This is a genomic window from Pseudomonas sp. 58 R 3 (assembly GCF_900006605.1).
GTDB classification, from domain to species: domain Bacteria; phylum Pseudomonadota; class Gammaproteobacteria; order Pseudomonadales; family Pseudomonadaceae; genus Aquipseudomonas; species Aquipseudomonas salomonii.
The window spans coordinates 282736-300554 of sequence record NZ_CVTT01000050.1; the positions used below are offsets into that span (position 1 = coordinate 282736).

At 58.9% G+C, this 17819-nt stretch carries 18 protein-coding genes and 1 tRNA gene; 10 read left to right on the forward strand and 9 right to left on the reverse strand.

Annotated features, from left to right (window positions below; all coding sequences use genetic code 11):
- Positions 1 to 57: 57 nt before the first annotated feature.
- A complete protein-coding gene (locus BFP92_RS13850; protein ID WP_065929907.1) occupies positions 58 to 747 on the reverse strand; it encodes an HAD-IA family hydrolase in 690 nt (229 codons plus the stop codon).
- 222 nt (positions 748 to 969) lie between these two features.
- Between BFP92_RS13850 and BFP92_RS13855 the strand changes: the two genes are divergently transcribed.
- A complete protein-coding gene (locus BFP92_RS13855; RefSeq protein ID WP_065929908.1) occupies positions 970 to 1353 on the forward strand; it encodes a DUF2784 domain-containing protein in 384 nt (127 codons plus the stop codon).
- Here BFP92_RS13855 and BFP92_RS13860 read toward each other — a convergent pair.
- Positions 1313 to 2281 (reverse strand): NAD-dependent epimerase/dehydratase family protein, encoded by a 969-nt coding sequence (locus BFP92_RS13860; RefSeq protein ID WP_065929909.1) that lies wholly within the window; start codon positions 2279 to 2281, stop codon positions 1313 to 1315. The genes BFP92_RS13855 and BFP92_RS13860 overlap by 41 nt on opposite strands.
- Before the next feature lie 93 nt (positions 2282 to 2374).
- Between BFP92_RS13860 and BFP92_RS13865 the strand changes: the two genes are divergently transcribed.
- From BFP92_RS13865 to BFP92_RS13880, 4 genes are all read left to right on the forward strand, one after another.
- Positions 2375 to 3259, forward strand: coding sequence for a LysR family transcriptional regulator (locus BFP92_RS13865; protein WP_065929910.1), 885 nt, complete (start codon positions 2375 to 2377; stop codon positions 3257 to 3259).
- A gap of 54 nt (positions 3260 to 3313) precedes the next feature.
- Entirely contained in the window at positions 3314 to 3892 is a 579-nt protein-coding gene (locus BFP92_RS13870) for a DUF4337 domain-containing protein (protein ID WP_065929911.1), read from the forward strand.
- Positions 3893 to 4144: 252 nt separating this feature from the next.
- Positions 4145 to 4480: a hypothetical protein gene (locus BFP92_RS13875; protein ID WP_056861597.1), complete on the forward strand. Its 336-nt coding sequence runs from the start codon at positions 4145 to 4147 to the stop codon at positions 4478 to 4480.
- A gap of 68 nt (positions 4481 to 4548) precedes the next feature.
- Positions 4549 to 5589: a DMT family transporter gene (locus BFP92_RS13880; RefSeq protein WP_065929912.1), complete on the forward strand. Its 1041-nt coding sequence runs from the start codon at positions 4549 to 4551 to the stop codon at positions 5587 to 5589.
- A gap of 71 nt (positions 5590 to 5660) precedes the next feature.
- Here the strand turns inward: BFP92_RS13880 and BFP92_RS13885 are convergent, their stop codons facing one another.
- From BFP92_RS13885 to BFP92_RS13895, 3 genes are all read right to left on the reverse strand, one after another.
- A complete protein-coding gene (locus tag BFP92_RS13885; protein WP_065929913.1) occupies positions 5661 to 6020 on the reverse strand; it encodes a hypothetical protein in 360 nt (119 codons plus the stop codon).
- A complete protein-coding gene (locus BFP92_RS13890; protein WP_239694265.1) occupies positions 6021 to 6848 on the reverse strand; it encodes a hypothetical protein in 828 nt (275 codons plus the stop codon).
- 381 nt (positions 6849 to 7229) lie between these two features.
- Positions 7230 to 7688, reverse strand: a complete 459-nt coding sequence (locus BFP92_RS13895; RefSeq protein ID WP_065929914.1) for a DUF2442 domain-containing protein — start codon at positions 7686 to 7688, stop codon at positions 7230 to 7232.
- 666 nt (positions 7689 to 8354) lie between these two features.
- On the opposite strand from BFP92_RS13895, the gene BFP92_RS13900 reads away from it, so the two are divergent.
- On the forward strand, positions 8355 to 8627 hold the full coding sequence (locus BFP92_RS13900) for a short-chain dehydrogenase (RefSeq protein WP_065929915.1): 273 nt from the start codon (positions 8355 to 8357) through the stop codon (positions 8625 to 8627).
- 268 nt (positions 8628 to 8895) lie between these two features.
- Here the strand turns inward: BFP92_RS13900 and BFP92_RS13905 are convergent.
- Positions 8896 to 8985 (reverse strand) — tRNA-Ser (locus BFP92_RS13905).
- A gap of 336 nt (positions 8986 to 9321) precedes the next feature.
- Here BFP92_RS13905 and BFP92_RS13910 point away from each other — a divergent pair.
- The 3 genes from BFP92_RS13910 to BFP92_RS13920 all read left to right on the forward strand — a co-directional run bounded on the left by BFP92_RS13910 (position 9322) and on the right by BFP92_RS13920 (position 11989).
- Positions 9322 to 10014, forward strand: coding sequence for a crotonase/enoyl-CoA hydratase family protein (locus BFP92_RS13910; protein WP_056861603.1), 693 nt, complete (start codon positions 9322 to 9324; stop codon positions 10012 to 10014).
- A gap of 214 nt (positions 10015 to 10228) precedes the next feature.
- Complete coding sequence (locus BFP92_RS13915; protein ID WP_065929916.1) at positions 10229 to 10975, forward strand: lysophospholipid acyltransferase family protein; 747 nt, start codon at positions 10229 to 10231, stop codon at positions 10973 to 10975.
- 42 nt (positions 10976 to 11017) lie between these two features.
- Positions 11018 to 11989, forward strand: coding sequence for a magnesium and cobalt transport protein CorA (locus BFP92_RS13920; protein WP_065929917.1), 972 nt, complete (start codon positions 11018 to 11020; stop codon positions 11987 to 11989).
- Here BFP92_RS13920 and BFP92_RS13925 read toward each other — a convergent pair.
- The 3 genes from BFP92_RS13925 to BFP92_RS13935 form a co-directional block, all read right to left on the reverse strand.
- Positions 11986 to 12711 (reverse strand): amidotransferase, encoded by a 726-nt coding sequence (locus BFP92_RS13925; protein WP_065929918.1) that lies wholly within the window; start codon positions 12709 to 12711, stop codon positions 11986 to 11988. The two genes, BFP92_RS13920 and BFP92_RS13925, sit on opposite strands and share 4 nt — an antisense overlap.
- 188 nt (positions 12712 to 12899) lie before the next feature.
- Positions 12900 to 15047 carry a 3-hydroxyacyl-CoA dehydrogenase NAD-binding domain-containing protein gene (locus tag BFP92_RS13930; protein ID WP_065929919.1) on the reverse strand — a complete coding sequence of 716 codons (2148 nt, stop codon included), beginning with the start codon at positions 15045 to 15047 and terminating at the stop codon, positions 12900 to 12902.
- Positions 15048 to 15063: 16 nt separating this feature from the next.
- Positions 15064 to 16269 carry an acetyl-CoA C-acetyltransferase gene (locus BFP92_RS13935; protein WP_065929920.1) on the reverse strand — a complete coding sequence of 402 codons (1206 nt, stop codon included), beginning with the start codon at positions 16267 to 16269 and terminating at the stop codon, positions 15064 to 15066.
- Between the two features lie 648 nt (positions 16270 to 16917).
- Here BFP92_RS13935 and BFP92_RS13940 point away from each other — a divergent pair.
- Positions 16918 to 17724 (forward strand): c-type cytochrome, encoded by an 807-nt coding sequence (locus tag BFP92_RS13940; RefSeq protein WP_065929921.1) that lies wholly within the window; start codon positions 16918 to 16920, stop codon positions 17722 to 17724.
- Positions 17725 to 17819 lie beyond the last annotated feature (95 nt).

Here is a 17819-nt window from a genome sequence, read left to right on the forward strand (position 1 = left end):
GTCCTCAAAATTGCTATCGCAGGCAAGCCAGCTCCCACATTTTTTGAGCGTGTTGGGTCAGGACATCGGTGGCAAGCCGTAGGCCGCCAGGTCAAAGTCCGCCAGCTTGCGGATGATCTGGTCGGCATGCTGGTACTTGCTGTCGGCCATGGCTTCATCGGGCACGGCGATGGCGGTCATGTGGGCGGCCTTGGCGGCGGTCACGCCAAACGGCGAGTCTTCGAACACCAGGCAATCCTCGGGCGCAACACCCAAGCGGCGTGCGGCGGTGAGGAAGATATCCGGCGCGGGTTTGGCGGCCCCCACTTCAGGGTCATCGGCGGTGACGATAGTGCCGAACAAGCCAAACCACTCACGGTGCAAGGTGGTCTTGTGGCCAAACGAATGGCGCGAGGAACTGGTGCCCACGGCAATCGGGATGTCGTGCGCCTTCAAGTGCCGCACCAGCGCTTCGGCACCGGGCATGCCCAGGGCTTTGGGGAAACGCTCGCTCATCAAAGGCTCGCGAATCTGCAGAAACTCCGCCGGTGTGATCGGCAAGTCCAGTGCCTTCACCACATATTCGGCCAGGTCCTGAGCGCCTCGGCCGATGATATGCTGCTTGATGCCCCAATCGTAGGTGCGGCCGTAGCGTTCGGCGATGATCTGTGTGACTTCGGTGTAGATGCCTTCGGTATCCAGCAACAACCCGTCCATATCGAAAATCACGGCCTTGATGGGACCGACTGCGGTACGCGGTACATTCATCGCAACAGAACCTTGGGGGAAGGACTAAAAGGATTCAGCACAATAGCGGCCTACAGCGTAGGTAAGCAACCTTGGCGGCCCTCCACCCTGCGGCGCTATTCAAGGTGCCCACAGTGCGCTGTACTTGTATGACTTCAACCGCAGCAACACGCCAAAAAAACTGCGCGTGTTTATCGACTACCTGCAAACTCAACGCCAGCCCTGATAAAAGCGAACCTCTTCATGCTCTATCGCATTGCCGCCGACAGCCTCGTACTGTTCCACCTGTGTTTTATCCTGTTCGTGCTGTTTGGCGGCTTGCTGGCGCTCAAGTGGCGGCCAGTCATGTGGCTGCACCTGCCCGCTGCGACCTGGGGCGTGGCGGTGGAAGTGTTCCATCTGCCCTGCCCGCTGACCCGCTGGGAGAACCTGCTGCGTCACCTCGCCGGGCAGGACGGTTATGGCGGCGGTTTTATCGAGCATTACCTCCTTGCACTGATCTACCCGGCCGGGCTGACCCCACAGATTCAGCTGGGGCTGGGCGCCGTGGTGCTGCTGGTGAATATCGCGGTGTATGTGCGCTTGATCAGACGGCGTCAGGCAAACAACCCAGACCGAGCAATGTAGCTTCCACCGCCTGCTCCAGCGGCGTGTGCGGCTCGCGCCCCAAAGCCGCGACCAACCGCGTGTTGTCCAGACGCAACGGGGTTTGCCACAGGTAACGCATCTCCTGCATCTCGCGAAGGGTGACGGCAAAGGGCGCAGCCACTTTCAGCAACCACCATGGGAAACGACCTGCGCGTGGTTGCTGGCCGGTCCTGCGCAGCACCACCTGTTGTATCGCCTGGGTCATCTGCGTGCCGTCCGTGTCCATATGCCCGGCCATGTGAAAGCGCGCAAAAGCCTCCAGGGTTGACCGGCGTTCAAGCAGCTCGACCATGGTGCGCGCCACGTCCGGCAGATAAGCCCATTGGTGCGCCACACCCGGCGCGCCCGGATAGCTCACGGCGTGTACCGGTTTGCCGGGTTTGATCAAGCCTTGGGCAAACCAGTTGTTGGCCACCCGCGCGCCGAAAAAATCCCCGGCGCGCACAATCAGCACACGGGCGCCACGGCGGGACGCCTGTTCCAGACGCTGCTCCAGTTGTACGCGAATAGCCCCCTTGCGCGTTCGCGGGTGCTGCGGCGAATCCTCATACAGCACCGGAAACACATCCGGCCCGAAGTTGTAGACCGTGCCCGGCAACACAATCGTCGCGCCCTCGGCGATGGCCGCCGCAATGCTGTTGTCGATCATCGGTATGACCAGCTCAGCCCAATGGCGATAACCCGGAGGGTTGACGGCATGCACGATCACCGCACAACCACGGGCGGCGGCGCGTACCTCATCACGGTTGAGCGCGTCGCCCTCGACCCAGGAGAAGTCGGCATTCGCCCGGCGGGCCTTGCCCACATCCCGCGTCAGCGCACACACCTCCCAGCCAGACGCGTGCAGTTGCCGCGCCACTTCACCGCCGATCCCGCCGGTTGCACCCAGCACCAGAACCTTGCTCATCACCTTCTCCTACACGGGTTGGTGAGGCCAGTGTGTGTGCGGCCTTGCTATAGATAAATTGCCGAAGACCATCCAGCCGCTATACATTTATGCATGGCATCGACAATTGGATGGGAGCTTTACCGGTCGTTCCTCGGCGTACTCAAGGAGGGATCGTTATCGGGTGCTGCGCGGCAGCTCGGTATCACACAGCCTACAGTGGGCCGGCACATCGCTGCGCTGGAATCCGAGCTGGGCGTGGTGCTGTTCACCCGCTCGCCTACCGGGTTGCTGCCGACGGCCGTGGCCCACACCTTGCGCGCCCATGCCGAAACCATGGAACGCACCGCCGCCGCCCTGGAGCGGGCCGCGTCTGCCCACGGCGATGAAGTGCGCGGCGTGGTGAGGGTGTCCGCCAGCGAAGTGGTCGGCGTGGAAGTGCTGCCGCCGATCATCACCCAGCTGCGCCGCCAACACCCACGCCTGCGGGTTGAGCTGGTGCTGACCAACCGCCTCAGCGACCTGCTGCAACTGGAAGCCGACATCGCCGTGCGCATGGTCCGCCCCAGTCAGGCGCAACTGCTGGCGCAGCGCGTCGGCCTGATTGAGGTCGGCTTGCACGCCCGCGACGATTACCTGCAACGGCATGGCATGCCTCTGCACATGCAGGATCTGGTCAACCATTGCGTCATCGGTTTCGATCAGGAAAACGCGTTTATCCGCAGCCTGGCCATCAAGGGCTTTGAACGCAGCGCCTTCGCCATCAGCAGCGACAGCGACCTGGCGCAATTGGCGCTGATCCGCGCCGGTGCCGGTATCGGCGGCTGCCAGGTAAAACTGGCCGAGCGCGACCCGCGTTTGCGTCGGGTACTGCCCGATGGCTTTGCGCTCAAACTGGACACCTGGGTGACCATGCACGAAGACCTGCGCAACAGCTCGCGCTGCCGCGTGACATTCGATGCGCTGGTGCAGGGTTTGCAGCGTTACGTACAGGCTTGAGACAGCTTCACTGGTAAAGAATCAGACTCCCTCAGTCCCTTCATAGACGCCCCCATGTCCGAAGCCTTCGAAGTCCCCAGCCCCCACGAAAAACACCTTGAACACACCACCGAACATGCGCACGGGCGCGGTGACAATTTCGCCAGCCGCATCGCCGTAATGACCGCATTGATGGCCACCCTGGGTGCCATGCTCAGCTACCAGGCCGGCTCCACCGAGAGCGAAGCAGCGATGGACAAGAACAACGCCGCCATCATCAAGACCGAAGCCGCCAACCAGTGGAACTACTACCAGGCCAAATCCAGCCGCCAGAACCTGGCGGAGCTGGCCACGCATATTCCGGGTGTGGATGCCGCGCATTACAAGGACGAGATCGAGCGCTACAAGGGCCAGAAGGAAGAGGTGCGCAAACAGGCCGAGAAGCTTGAGGCGACATCCAAGGAATGGGATCAGAAATCCGAAGAGGCGCTGCACCAGCATCACCGCTGGGCGCAGGCGATGACCGCGATTCAGATCGCAATTTCGTTGGCGGCGATTACGTTGCTGACGCGCAAGGAGTGGCTCAAGCGTATGTCTTATACCGCAGGTGGTGTGGCAGTGGTGCTGGGTAGTCTGGCGTGGCTGCACCTCTGACTGACTGAACGCGGTTAAACAGGTGGGAGCTGGCTTGCCTGCGATTGCGGTGGGCCAGCTCCCACATTACCCGTATGCCCGGCGGTGAACTCTGGAAATCCAGATCCTGACCCGCGTACGTCCTACGGCGCGTTTTACGTGCAGGCCTGAAAATGAAACATCCGGGTAATTTATTTCAATCTGCCCGTGTGGGGATTAAAGTAGTGCCCCCTCGAGAATTGAATCCCGGGGGTCAGTCCATGGAGTTTCACAGTGAAGTACGTCAGTAAAGTAGTTGCCGCAGCTGTTCTCGGTTTCACCCTCGCAGGCTGCACCGGCACCGCCATCAAATCCCCGCAGTACGACAGCAGCCAATACACCGTTTTGGGCCACAGTGAAGGCAGCGCCACCGGCGTGATGTTGCTCGGCATCATCCCGATCGGCCAGAACAGCCGCTTCGTGCGCGCCCAGGATGCCGCCATCAAGGCCAAAGGCGGCGACGCGCTGATCAACACTCAAGTGCAGGAAAAATGGTTCTGGGCCTGGGTCCTGAACGGTTACACCACCAAGATCTCGGGTGATGTGATCAAGCTGAAAACCGCGCAGTAAGTCTCAAGTTGTCAGGGCGCTGACCCTGGCAAGCGACGTATCATGGGTCAACCTTTCGAGGACGGCCCATGAACCTCAGCATCCTTTACGCACTCGCCGCCGCCGCCCTGTTCGGCGCCAGCACCCCGCTCGCCAAAAGCCTCGGCCTGGACCTTTCGCCCATACTGCTTGCCGGCCTGCTCTACCTCGGCAGCGGCCTCGGCCTGGCCTGCGTGCGCCTTATCCGTGATCGCGGCTGGAAACCCAGCGGGCTGACCCGCCCTGAATGGCCCTGGCTGCTCGGCGCCATCGCCTTCGGCGGCATCCTCGGCCCGGTTGCCCTGATGTTCGGCCTGACCCGCACCACCGGCGCGACTGCCTCCCTGATGCTCAACCTTGAATCGGTGCTGACCGCCGTGATCGCCTGGCTGGTGTTCAGAGAAAACGCCGACCGCCGCATCGTCCTCGGCATGCTCGCGATCGTGCTGGGCGGCGTGGTGTTGTCATGGTCCGACGGCGGCGGCGCCAGCCACGACTGGACCGGGCCGTTTGCCGTGGCGCTGGCGTGTGCATGCTGGGGGATTGATAACAACCTGACGCGCAAAGTCTCGGCCTCGGACGCGCTGTTTATCGCCGGCGCCAAGGGGTTGATTGCCGGGCTGGTGAATGGCAGCCTGGCGCTCTACCTCGGCGCGCAGATTCCGGGTGTGGCACAGCTGGCGCCTATCCTGCTGGTTGGTTTTTTGGGGTATGGCATCAGCCTGGTCATGTTCGTGCTGGCGTTACGCGGGTTGGGCAGTGCGCGCACGGGCGCTTACTTTTCGACGGCGCCGTTCCTGGGTGCCGCCGTTGCCCTGCTGGCATTTGGGGAATCGGTAACGGTGGCGTTCTGGATTGCATCAGCATTGATGGCCCTGGGCGTGTGGCTGCACCTGACGGAGCGGCATGCCCATGAGCACCTGCATGAGGCGACGGAACATGGGCATCGGCATGTGCATGATGAACATCATCAGCATGAGCACGGGTTTGAGTGGGACCCGGCGCAGCCGCACAGCCATGTGCATGTTCATAGTGTGATGCGGCATAGCCATGCGCATTTTCCGGATGTGCATCATCGGCATCGGCATTGAGGGCCTGACGACAGAAGTCTACCGGATGACAATATGGGAAAGGGCGAAAGACAGTCGCCCAAAAAGGCGGATTAGTTTTCTATAAAAAGCCAGGCGACACACATGACGGTAGCGGAAGTGAAAGCAATCAGTGTCGGTATGACCATCCAATATTTGAGATGTCGTGGGATTTTTTCAACGTCCTCAACCCGCACTAAACGCCTCCATTGGAGTACTTTTGGCATAAGAATGATGGTGGCCATGGCGAATACGCGCACTTGTCGGCCTTCAAATGGAGCATTACGAAAAATGCGCTTGTGCATGGCTACATAGTCGCTGTGCTCCACAAAGCGTTCTGCTGCATCGAGCTTTTTGAACATGACAAAAAAAGTGAGAGGAAGGCTGAGCAGCATGATGACGCCCGCACACATGCCGATGTATTCGAAGACCATTTAATCCCTCACCGCCTCATAGAGAACTTTTCCCGTGCTTTCTCCGAGAGCGCTTGCAGCTTTGCCTAAAACGAGTCCGCCTGTGGCGCCGCCAACGATGGCACACCCCAAGGCTCCGGCACCTGCTGTAGGTATGCCGAAAACAACCATGCAGGCGCCTATTCCTACAGAGGCACCTATACTTCCACCTAACGATACACCACCGACTCCAAACACTAACTTACCCCCTTCAACATACGTCGCCTGCGTACACGCTTGCTCACGCCCCGTGGAACACGCCTCCGTTATCTCCAGCGCCGTCGCCCCAACATCCAGCGCTATGCCAATGTAAGTCCCCTTCTTCAATATTTGCGAGGCCTTGGCCAAATGCTTGACCCTTTCCTCGTACCCGCGAATTTCTCCGTGGTGCCAATAGCTTTTACTGGAAATCCCCAACATCTTTTTAATCGAACCTTCGTTTTTCAACCCCGTACCAAAGCGCGCCATGCCCGAGAGTTGGCTATCCAACTTGGCAAACAGCGACCTTCGCTTAACCAAAAACTCCTCCCTCGCCCCAGTGGTACCTTTGCTCAAATACTGCTTATGCAAATCCTCGATTTCGATAAGGGTCTTCTCAACTTGCGCCAAATGCTTGCTCCATGCACTGCTGGCACTGCCGATGCCAAGGGACGAATAGGTCAAGATGGCCTGCACCTGATCATAGTTTTTGATCAGAAATTGGTCAGTTGCGGAGTGCGCCAACAGGGCGAGCTTTATATTTTGCGCCGAGCGCATCAGCTGTGCTTCTTCAGCGGTGCAAGCGGCGGTTCGGCTATCCCCGATGATCACCAATTGCCCCGGCAACACCACCGTGTTGCGAATGTGCTGGTTGAGGGTGTCGAACTTGGTGTGTGTATACGGATCAAGCGCAGGCTTAGTTTAAGCAATGGATAAGGCTGGGGATGTTCATTGATAAATGCGTAGGGTCCCTGCATGCGTGCACCTCCAAGTGGCTGAGGCGCAGGACTATAAGAAAGCGTAACGGCGTAGGTAAGACGTGCAGAGGGGTGGTTTTAACGTTTCAGAAATGGACTACCTTAATCCAGGTATGTGCCTACTCATTGCGCGCGTCTACTGATCATGTGTACACATCGCACAGGACGGTAGCTTTTCAACAAAATGAATTAGAGCGGCTCAATTGACCGCCCTTTTTGCGTAATACCGGGACCTTCAGGCGTAGTGCCCTTTGTAACCTTTATGCTCGTACTCCCAGCCCTTGCACGCCAGCCCCACATGCTTGGGAATCAAAGCAGCGCCGCTGCTATAGGCGGTGATGGTCCTGCGAGAGAACCCCAACTCCACAGCCGCTGCGGAAAGGGACAGGTTGTTACTGAGCATCCACTGCCGGAAATCCTGTGTCAGCATCACCTCACCGGATTGCTCCAATGCTAGACGGTGCAGCGTGACAGCTGACAGTTCGAGGTCGTTACCCCACGTCACATCAAACCCCCACTCACCGACTTCTACTTGGCTAAATCGAGCCAAATCCAGAAGAGGTTTGAGGACCGAAAAGGCATTTATATGATCGAGAAGATCAACGGTATGCCGCTTGCCGTTATTCCATTCGATCTGTAAGGCATGCTTGCCGGCAACTGGTTGCACAGCAGAGATGCGAAGCTTGCTGGTCATAAGTCAGTTCCTCCGGTTTTGTTCATCCCATACGCGCTTGAGATCCGCGATATGAGCTTTTGCCCAAAGCAGGGCGGCTTTCAAGGCCTTTGTTTCTGCCCCCGTACCGAGCACAACAAGCCCTTCTATCTGAACCAACGACTCGCCATCCGGCGTCTGCACGTGAAAGTGCGGCGGTGCGTGGTCGTCGGGATAGATTTTTATTTCCAGCTTCGTCCACTGTGAAGGGTCGACATAGAGGTGGACGCTAGAGAAAAAATTTCCCTAGCACAAGTGTAATTTCAAACGCTTACTCGATTTGCCGCTCTCAAGGTTGCAGGGTTCGTAGGTAGGACTGCCCATGCCCAGCAATCCAGGCAACGTCCTACAAACCGTTCAGAAGCGTCGGCCTCGCACTTCAAAATCGTCGAGCCTATAGTCACTCGGTCGCCCACATGGCGGCCGGGTTTGGCGACTCGACTATTAAGACGGCAGAAGTCTCCCGGCAGATTTGCGGGATGCGCCTGCACGCAATAAGCTGCTCAACGGCAGCTGTGCGTGGGAGACCTTCGGGTCTGCCGGTCTTTGTCCGTTCTTAAACCGGTTCGCCAACCTGCGTACAGCGGCCACCTTTTGTTTGGCGACAAATGCGTGGCTCATATTCCTCTAAGTGAACGGACTTAACGCATGAACCAATACATAGCCCTCACCAGCAACGACAGCGCCACCCCTGCTCTTTTTGTCGATACCACCGTCCCCCTGGAAATCCTCCTCGACGCCGCGAGTTTTCGGCTGCGTGCCGTCACCCAAGTCCTTGAGAACCTTGCACTGCGCAGCGAGATCAGCAGTGATGCCGTTGTTCTCAGTGATTTTGCCTTGCTGTGTTCAATCCCGTTACGCGATGGCTGCGACTTGCTGGACGTGATAGGCCGGCGCATGGATATGCCTTGCGCCGCATGATTTAAAAAAGACACGTTTTCACACGTCAGAAACTATAAAACCCCTGACTTCTCACGAAACCAGGGGTTTTGTTTGTCACAGGGGTGCTTGAAGAATAAAAAAACCGTCCCCCGTTTTGCTTTTTCGATTCCTCAGTACGCTTGCTAGCGCAGCCCTGTCTGGCGAGGTGTATTCCCAGGCATGTTCCCAAACGGCTCTTTTTCAAACGCCAAAAACCACAAACCCCCGACTTTCTCTAGGAAAATCGGGGGTTTGTGTTTACTTAATGTGGCGGTGAAGGAGAGATTCGAACTCTCGATACAATTTCTTGTATACACACTTTCCAGGCGTGCTCCTTAAGCCACTCGGACACTTCACCGTATCTCGTCAAACCAGTTCAGTCTGTCGAGGCGCGCTAATGTAGTCGAAAGCCTTTCTGATGGCAAAGGTTTTTTTCAGAATTTTCATGCGCTTAGACGGTTATGCCGTGACTCGCCTGGTGAGGGGCGGTGAATCTGCCATTCTTGGGCATTGGTCGTGGGCGTCTGGCACGGCGGCTGTGCCCTGCTGCGGGCCGTCTACCCTTGGGCAAGCGGCAAAAGTCTGACTGTGTAGTCAGTCACGGCGCTTTACCGGGGCGGGCGTGGTGGGTAACGTCTGCGCATGCGCTTCTATTAACAGCCTATCTATAACAATTCCTACAAGGAACCGCGTCATGAGTGAGTTGATTGCCTACCACCTCGAAGACGGTATCGCGACCCTGACCTTGAGCAACGGCAAGGTAAACGCCATTTCTCCAGCAGTGGTTGCTGAGTTCAACGCTGCGCTGGATCAGGCCGAGAAGGATCGGGCGGTGGTGATCATCACCGGCACGCCGGGGATTCTGTCGGGTGGTTATGATTTGAAGGTGATGACGGCCGGGCCCAAAGAAGCCATTGGCCTGGTGACGTCAGGTTCGACGTTGGCGCGGCGCCTGTTGTCGCACCCGTTTCCGGTGATTGTGGCGTGCCCTGGGCATGCGGTGGCCAAGGGTGCGTTCCTGCTGTTGTCGGCGGATTACCGGATTGGTGTGGAAGGCCCGTTCAGCATTGGCCTGAACGAAGTGGCGATCGGCATGACCATGCACCACGCCGGTATCGAGTTGGCGCGGGATCGTTTGCGTAAATCTGCGTTTCATCGTTCGGTGATCAATGCCGAGATGTTTGATCCGCAGGGCGCGTTGGGCGCTGGCTTCCTGGATAAGGTGGTGGCGCCGGATGAGTTGCACGCAGCGGCCCTGGAAGCGGCGCGGCAGCTGAAGAAGATCAATATGAATGCCCACAAGCACACCAAGCTGAAGGTGCGTAAGGCACTGCTGGAAGCCCTGGATGATGCAATTATTCAGGATCAGGGCCACAACCTGGGCTGATGCCCTATAGCTGATGCGCCAGGAGCCCGACATTGAGTCGGGCTTTTTCTTACAAATAAATCCGAAGCACCTTTAACCGCTCTAGTAGGGCTATGTCGGCAGACGTTGAAACATGTGCTTAAACATCGCCTATCTCCTACGTCTGTAGGGGCAATTGCCGAATACAGTGCACATCCGTACACTGCGCCACCTTTTGTCCCGATGGGCTGTGTCGATGCTTTTTCTGTTACGTATGTTGTTGATGGGCCTGCACTTTATGGTCGCCGGGGTATTGGGCGTGCTTTTGGGTGTGTGCCGGCCGTTCAACCCGGACAACAGCCGCCTGTGTGCTCGCCTCTATGCATTGCCTGCCATGCGTATTCTGGGCCTGCACCTGAAGGCCGATGTCGACTCGCTGCGTAACAAGCCCGGCACCTGTGTGGTCATCGCCAACCATCAGTCCAACTATGACCTGTTTATATTCGGCAATGTGGTGCCCCATCGCACCGTGTGCATCGCCAAAAAAAGCCTGAAATGGGTGCCGTTGTTCGGCCAGTTGTTCTGGCTGGCGGGCAATGTGTTGATTGACCGCGGCAATGCGCACAAGGCGCGCCGGGCGATGCTCACCACCACACAGACCTTGCAGCATGAGGACACCTCGATTTGGGTGTTCGCCGAAGGCACGCGCAACCTGGGTAACGGTTTGCTGCCGTTCAAGAAAGGCGCGTTCCATATGGCAATTGCGGCCGGCGTACCGATTGTGCAGGTGTGCGCCAGCACTTACGTCAAGCATATGCAGCTCAATCGCTGGAACAGCGGTGGCGTGCTCATACGCTCGTTGCCGCCGATTCCAACCTGTGGGCTGACTTCGGATGACATCCCGGCGCTGATGCAGACCTGTCAGGCGCAGATGGAAGACTGCATCGCGGCAATGGACCGCGAACTGCAAAATGCCGCAACAATAGAACTCCCCTCCAGCTAAGCTGCCCAACACCTGTCCTCCTAACAAGAAGCGATCAGCACCATGGGTAGAGTTGTTGCGGCAGCCGTTTACAGCGCCGGTAAGAAAGTCACGGATATCACCCTCGACGAAGGCGCCGCCTGGGCCGCCAAACCCGACCACTTCGTGTGGATCGGCCTGGAAGAACCCAACGCCCAGGAACTGGCCAACCTGCAACGCCAGTTCAACCTGCATGAACTGGCCATCGAAGACGCCCTGGAAAAACACAGCCGCCCCAAGCTTGAAACCTTCGGCGATGCGCTGTTTATCGTCACCTATTCACCGGTGCGCGAGAACGGCAAGCTGGAGTTTATCGAAACCCATATTTTTGCCGGCAATGGCTACATCATCACTGCGCGCAACGGTCACTCGGCGTCCTACGGTTTTGTGCGCCAGCGCTGTGAGGCGCGACCGTTATTGCTGGAGCATGGCGAAGATTTCGTACTCTATGCGCTGCTGGATTTCGTCACCGAAAATTACCAGCCGGTGAGCGAAGCGATTCACGCCGAGATTGATGAGCTGGAACGCAACGTGCTGTGCAGTTCCCTGAGCGAGCGCGATATCCAGAACCTGCATGGCCTGCGCCGCGATGTGCTGCGCCTCAAGCGGTATGTGGCGCCGATGGTGGAGATCAGCCAGGAGCTGCAGAAGCTCAGCTTCCCGTTTATCGACAAGAATATGCGCCCGTATTTTCGTGATGTGCAGATTCACGTGACGCGGCAGATGGAAGACCTCACCACCCTGCGCGACATCGCCAGCCAGACCATCGAGATTGGTGTGTTACTGGAGGCTTCACGGCAAAGCGTGGTGCAGCGTAAGTTCGCCGCCTGGGCGGCGATTCTGGCGTTCCCCACGGCGGTGGCGGGGATTTACGGGATGAACTTCCAGAACATGCCCGAGCTGCAATGGCACTACGGCTATTTTGCGGTGCTCGGGTTGATTGCGGTGGGCTGCACCAGTTTATGGGCCAGCTTTAAACGCTCGGGCTGGCTTTAAACCGCCGTATCTGGCTTGTGGGCGACAAAGCGCATCATCCATTCCGCCACGGTAGCGCCATGGTGGTCACGCGCCAGGCTGGCCACGCCGTGGGTGTAGACCTTTTCGCCGAGTGTTGTCTGAAGAATCTCCAGCAACTCGCGGGAATAGTCGTGGATAAATTCCGGATGGCCCTGGAAGCACAGCACCTGGTCTTCGATGTGGTACGCGGCATACGGGCAGAAATCGCTGGAGGCGATCACGGTGGCGTTGGCCGGCAACGTGGTGACCTGGTCCTGATGGCTGATCAGCAAGGTCAGTTCTTCCACCACCGGGCTCATCCACGGCGCCTTGGCGTTGAGCTTGTAGTCGTGGATGCCCATGCCCCAGCCTTGGCTGGCGCGCTCGGTCTTGCCGCCCAGCAGCAGCGCGAGTAACTGGTGGCCGAAACACACGCCCAGCAGCTTGTCGCCACGCTTATAGCGCTCCAGCAGGTAGGTTTTGAGGGTCTGGATCCACGGGTCGGTGCCGAAGGAGTCGGCCTTGCTGCCGGTGATCAGGTAGGCGTCAAACACCTCGTCGGCAGGCGGGTATTCGCCCTGCACCACGTTGTAGATGACGAATTCGGCGGCAATCGGTTGCTTGGAGAACAGGCGCTTGAACATCTGCCCGTACCCTTGGTATTGATCGATCAAGCCTGGACGCAGGATATCGGTTTCCAGGATACAGACGCGTAGCGACATAAAAAATACCTGACACGGTGATGGGAATAATGCACAGCCCAGAGCCTGCCTTGAAACACCCCAGCAAAGCAAGTCCCACCGAGTGAACACTTGTGGGAGCCGGGCTTGCCCGCGATGGCGTCATATCAGCCGATATTGCAGTGGCTGGCATACCGCTATCGCGGGCAAGCCCGGCGCCCACATTTTGATCACTGGAAGGTTTCGTCCCGTGCAGCCTTCTCAAGCAACAACGCCGGCGGCGAGAACCGCTCCCCGTATTGCTCGGCCAGGTAACGCGCCCGGGCAATAAAGTCGTTCAGGCCATACTGGTTGATAAACTGCAGCGCGCCGCCGCTCCACGCGGCAAAACCAATGCCGAAGATCGACCCCACGTTGGCATCCGCCGTGGACAGCAACACGCCCTCCTCCACGCACCGCACGGTTTCAATCGCCTGAATAAACAATAAACGGTCGCGCACATCCTGCGCTGAGATCTGTTTGCCGGCTTGTTCGAAGCGGGTTTTCAGCTCGGGCCACAGGTGTTTCTGCCCGCCTGCGGGGTAGTCGTAAAAACCGCCGCCTGCCGCCTTGCCCATGCGTTTGTATTCATTCACCAACAGATCGATCACAGCCGTCGCCGGGTGAACCGGCAGCGCTTTGCCTTCGGCTTGCAGATCCTTCGCCGTTTGCTGTCGGATATGACTCATCAAGCTGAGGGACACTTCATCCGACACCGCCAGCGGCCCCACCGGCATGCCGGCCTTGCGCGCCTCGGTTTCGATCATCGGCGCGGCCACGCCTTCGCCGAGCATGGCGATGCCTTCGTTGGTGAAGGTGCCGAACACCCGCGAAGTGAAGAAGCCGCGGCTGTCGTTGACCACGATCGGGGTTTTCTTGATTTGCAGGACGAAATCAAAACCCCGGGTCAGGGTTTCGTCACTGGTGTGAGCGCCCTTGATGATTTCCACCAGCGGCATCTTGTCGACGGGGCTGAAGAAATGCAGGCCGATGAATTTGCCTTGATCGGGCACCGCTGTCGCCAGGCCGCTGATGGGCAAGGTGGAGGTATTAGAGGCGATCACGGCCTCGCTGCCGACCACGCTTTGCGCCGCCGCCGTGACCTTGGCTTTGAGATCCCGGTCTTCATATACGGCTTCGATAACCAGGTCGCAACCGGCCAGGTCGGCATCGGAGGCCGTAGGATGAATCCGCGCCAGGGTGCTTTCCCGCTGTTCGGCGGTCAATTGCCCACGGCTGACTTTCTTGTCCAGCAGCGCCGCCGAATGCGCCTTGCCCTTCTCGGCCGCCGCCAGATTAATGTCCTTAAGCACCACCTCGACGCCCGCACAGGCACTCACATACGCAATGCCTGCGCCCATCATCCCGGCGCCCAGCACGCCCACCTTACGCGTGACATAAGGTGCAAAACCTTTGGGCCGTGAGCTGCCGGCGTTGATCTCATTGAGCTGGAACCAGAAGGTGCCGATCATGTTTTTCGCCACTTGCCCGGTGACCAGTTCGGTGAAGTAGCGGGTTTCGATCAGGTGCGCGGTGTCGAAATCCACTTGGGCACCTTCCACAGCCGCACAGAGAATTTTCTCCGGCGCGGGGAAGCAGCCATTGGTTTTACTGCGCAAAATCGACGGGGCGATGGCCAGCATTTGCGCAACTTTTGGATTTGACGGTGTGCCGCCGGGGATCTGGTATCCCTTGTTGTCCCACGGTTGTTTGGCCTCGGGGTTCGCCAAAATCCAGGCGCGGGATTTGGCCAGCAGTTCATCAAGGTTTGCCGCCAGCGCATTGATCAAACCCGCCTGCAAAGCCTGCTGCGGCCGCACTTTTTTACCTTCCAGCAAATACGGCAAAGCCTTCTCCAACCCGAGCATGCGCACCATGCGCACTACCCCGCCGCCGCCCGGTAACAGGCCGAGGGTGACTTCCGGCAGGCCAAGCTGGGTGGATTGGTCATCCAGCGCCACGCGGTAATGACACGCCAGGCAAATCTCCCAGCCACCGCCCAGCGCGGCGCCATTGATCGCAGCCACCACCGGTTTGCCAAGAGTTTCCAGGCGGCGCAGTTGCGCCTTCAACACCAGCACGCTGTCGTAGAAAGCCTTGGCGTGGGCTTTGTCGACTTTGATCAGTTCATTGAGGTCGCCACCGGCGAAGAAGGTCTTCTTCGCTGAGGTGATAACGACGCCGGCGATGTCGGCCTTTTCCGCCTCAAGACGTGTGACAGTGGCCGCCATGGCCTCGCGGTACACGCCGTTCATGGTGTTGGCGCTCTGGCCGGGCAGGTCGAGAGTCAGCACCACAATCCGGTCGTGGCCTTTTTCGTAACGAATGGCTTCGGTCATGACAAATTCCTTGGGCTCAGAGGCGTTCGAGGATGGTGGCGATACCCATGCCACCGCCGACACACAGGGTGGCCAGGCCGTAGCGCTGCTGGCGCACTTCCAGCTCGTCGAGCAGGGTGCCGAGAATCGCGCAGCCGGTGGCGCCCAGCGGGTGGCCCATGGCGATGGAGCCGCCATTGACGTTGACTCGGGCGGGGTCGACCCCCATGTCTTTGATGAACTTGAGGACCACGGAAGCAAACGCTTCGTTGACCTCGAACAGGTCGATGTCTTCAACGCGCAGACCGGCTTTGGCCAACGCCTTGCGCGTCGCCGGTGCGGGGCCGGTGAGCATGATGGTCGGGTCGGTGCTGGTGACTGCCGTGGCGACGATGCGCGCCCGCGGTTGCAGGCCCAGCTCGCGGCCCTTGGCCTCGGAGCCGATCAGCATCAACGCGGCGCCGTCGACGATGCCGGAGCTGTTGCCCGGCGTGTGTACATGGTGGATACGCTCCACATGGCTGTAGACCCGCAACGCCGTGGCATCGAAACCCATCTGGCCCATCATTTCGAAACTCGGTTTGAGCTTGCCGAGGCCTTCGAGGGTGGAGTCGCTACGGATAAATTCGTCGTGGTCCAGCAGCACAATACCGTTCTGGTCCTGCACCGCGATCAGCGACTTGTTGAAGGAACCGTCCGCACGAGCCCTGGCCGCTTTCTGCTGGGACTGTAGGGCGAAGGTGTCGACGTCCTGGCGGGTGAAGCCTTCCAGTGTGGCGATCAGGTCCGCGCCGATGCCCTGAGGCGTGAAGTGGCTGTGCAGATTGGTCTGCGGGTCGAGCACCCAGGCGCCGCCGTCGCTGCCCATGGGCACGCGAGACATGGACTCGACACCGCCGACCACCACCAGGTCTTCGAAGCCCGAGCGCACTTTCATTGCGCCAAGGTTCACCGCTTCCAGGCCCGAAGCGCAGAAGCGGTTGATCTGCACACCCGCGACGCTGACGTCCCAGTCGGCCACCAGCGCGGCGGTCTTGGCGATATCGGCGCCCTGGTCGCCCACCGGGGTGACGCAGCCGAGGACGATGTCATCCACCTGGCGCGTGTCGAGGTCGCTGCGTTGCGCCAGCGCCGTCAGCAGGCCCGCCACCAGGTTTACCGGTTTGACGCTGTGCAGGGCACCATCGGCCTTGCCTTTGCCACGGGGCGTACGTATCGCATCAAAGATCAAAGCTTGGGTCATGACATCCTCGAGCAGCCAGTGCGTGTGTGCCTACCTTCAGGCCCGATTGACACGGTTTCAATGACGGATGCGCTCATTGCTTTTGACCCCCTCGCTCGGACGAACGGTAGGCAGCTATGGGAAACCGCTGATTAATCGTTTTAGCTGTCTAGCCCTAGGGCTGGCGCCAAGATGGCAATAAGCCTCATGCCGTTTTTAGCGCAAATACTGATTAGCTGATATGAAATGGATCTAAGCCGCGAAGAACGAGGGCTCTAAGGTTGAATCAGTAGGAAGCTGCTGCCGGGTTTTGCTGGGGCAGTTGTAAGAAAAGTGCAACGTCACATCGCGATACTGAAATACATCGGCACGCATTTGACGCTCAGGAATAACAACAAAAGGCAGTCAGCCATGTTTAAACATTCGAAAGTACGTCAGGCGGGACTTATTCTGTTCGCCACCACACTGATTCTGATCTTGCCCAATTTAACCAAGGTTATCGGGTGACGATTAAGCCTCCGGATTCCGTGCACACACAGCATCAGGACTGCAGTTTTTGGCAGCACCTGCCGGGACATTGCGCATAGCGGTCCTGTTGCAGGGGCTGTCTTTTTGCGTGCAGATTTCCGCTATCGTAGGCGTCATCGCCACTTCGAACCGGGCTGTCCCTTGAAACCAATCCTTGCCATCCTCGCTTTGCTGTTGGCCCTGCCGGCAACGGCCGCGCAATTGACCATCGAACTCGAGCACACCCGCAAGACCTGGCAGACCGCCGACCTGCTCAAGCACCCGGATGCGCAGACGGTGCAGATCGTCGATGACGTTTCCTACAAGCGCACTATGACCTATCGCGCCGTGCCGCTGGCCTCTCTCCTACAGGGACTCAAGCCTGCGAACCCTCTGCAAGCCGTGGCCCTGGATGGATTTGCCGCCGAACTCACCGCTGCGCCGTTGCTGGAGAAACACGGCGCCCGCGCCTGGCTGGCAGTCGAAGACCCGGCCCAGCCATGGCCTGCGCTGGCAGACGGCAAACCGAGTGCCGGGCCCTTCTACTTGGTATGGACCGACCCACAAGCCGGGCACATCAGCCCTGAACAGTGGCCGTTCCAGGTGTCCGCGATCAAGCAATTGAAGACGGTGGCTGAGCGTTTTCCGGCGCTGTTGCCCGACCCGAAGCTGGCGGCGAATGACCCGGTCAATCAGGGCTTTGCGCTGTTCCAGAAGAATTGCCTGGCGTGTCATCGGCTTAATGGCGCCGGTGATGCGCAGGTGGGGCCGGACCTGAATATTCCCTACAACCCCACCGAGTATTTCAGCGGGGATTTCCTCAAGCGCTACATTCGCGACCCGCAGAGCTTGCGGCATTGGCCACAGGCGAAGATGCCGGCGTTCGCCGCCAGCGTACTGCCGGACGGCGAGCTGGATTTGCTGGTGGGGTACCTGAAGCATATGGCGGGGCGTAAACAGCAACCCTGAACCTTGCGAACATCCCTTGTGGGAGCGGGCTTGCTCGCGAAAGCGGTGGGTCAGTCAGCCTGACTATTGCTGAACCACCGCATTCGCGAGCAAGC

Coding starts and splice junctions, on each gene's coding strand:
- BFP92_RS13850 (WP_065929907.1), bottom strand. CDS start 747: ATGAATGTACCGCGTACCGCAGTCGGTCCCATCAAGGCCGTGATTTTC.
- BFP92_RS13855 (WP_065929908.1), top strand. CDS start 970: ATGCTCTATCGCATTGCCGCCGACAGCCTCGTACTGTTCCACCTGTGT.
- BFP92_RS13860 (WP_065929909.1), bottom strand. CDS start 2,281: ATGAGCAAGGTTCTGGTGCTGGGTGCAACCGGCGGGATCGGCGGTGAA.
- BFP92_RS13865 (WP_065929910.1), top strand. CDS start 2,375: ATGGCATCGACAATTGGATGGGAGCTTTACCGGTCGTTCCTCGGCGTA.
- BFP92_RS13870 (WP_065929911.1), top strand. CDS start 3,314: ATGTCCGAAGCCTTCGAAGTCCCCAGCCCCCACGAAAAACACCTTGAA.
- BFP92_RS13880 (WP_065929912.1), top strand. CDS start 4,549: ATGAACCTCAGCATCCTTTACGCACTCGCCGCCGCCGCCCTGTTCGGC.
- BFP92_RS13885 (WP_065929913.1), bottom strand. CDS start 6,020: ATGGTCTTCGAATACATCGGCATGTGTGCGGGCGTCATCATGCTGCTC.
- BFP92_RS13895 (WP_065929914.1), bottom strand. CDS start 7,688: ATGACCAGCAAGCTTCGCATCTCTGCTGTGCAACCAGTTGCCGGCAAG.
- BFP92_RS13900 (WP_065929915.1), top strand. CDS start 8,355: ATGAACCAATACATAGCCCTCACCAGCAACGACAGCGCCACCCCTGCT.
- BFP92_RS13910 (WP_056861603.1), top strand. CDS start 9,322: ATGAGTGAGTTGATTGCCTACCACCTCGAAGACGGTATCGCGACCCTG.
- BFP92_RS13915 (WP_065929916.1), top strand. CDS start 10,229: ATGCTTTTTCTGTTACGTATGTTGTTGATGGGCCTGCACTTTATGGTC.
- BFP92_RS13920 (WP_065929917.1), top strand. CDS start 11,018: ATGGGTAGAGTTGTTGCGGCAGCCGTTTACAGCGCCGGTAAGAAAGTC.
- BFP92_RS13925 (WP_065929918.1), bottom strand. CDS start 12,711: ATGTCGCTACGCGTCTGTATCCTGGAAACCGATATCCTGCGTCCAGGC.
- BFP92_RS13930 (WP_065929919.1), bottom strand. CDS start 15,047: ATGACCGAAGCCATTCGTTACGAAAAAGGCCACGACCGGATTGTGGTG.
- BFP92_RS13935 (WP_065929920.1), bottom strand. CDS start 16,269: ATGACCCAAGCTTTGATCTTTGATGCGATACGTACGCCCCGTGGCAAA.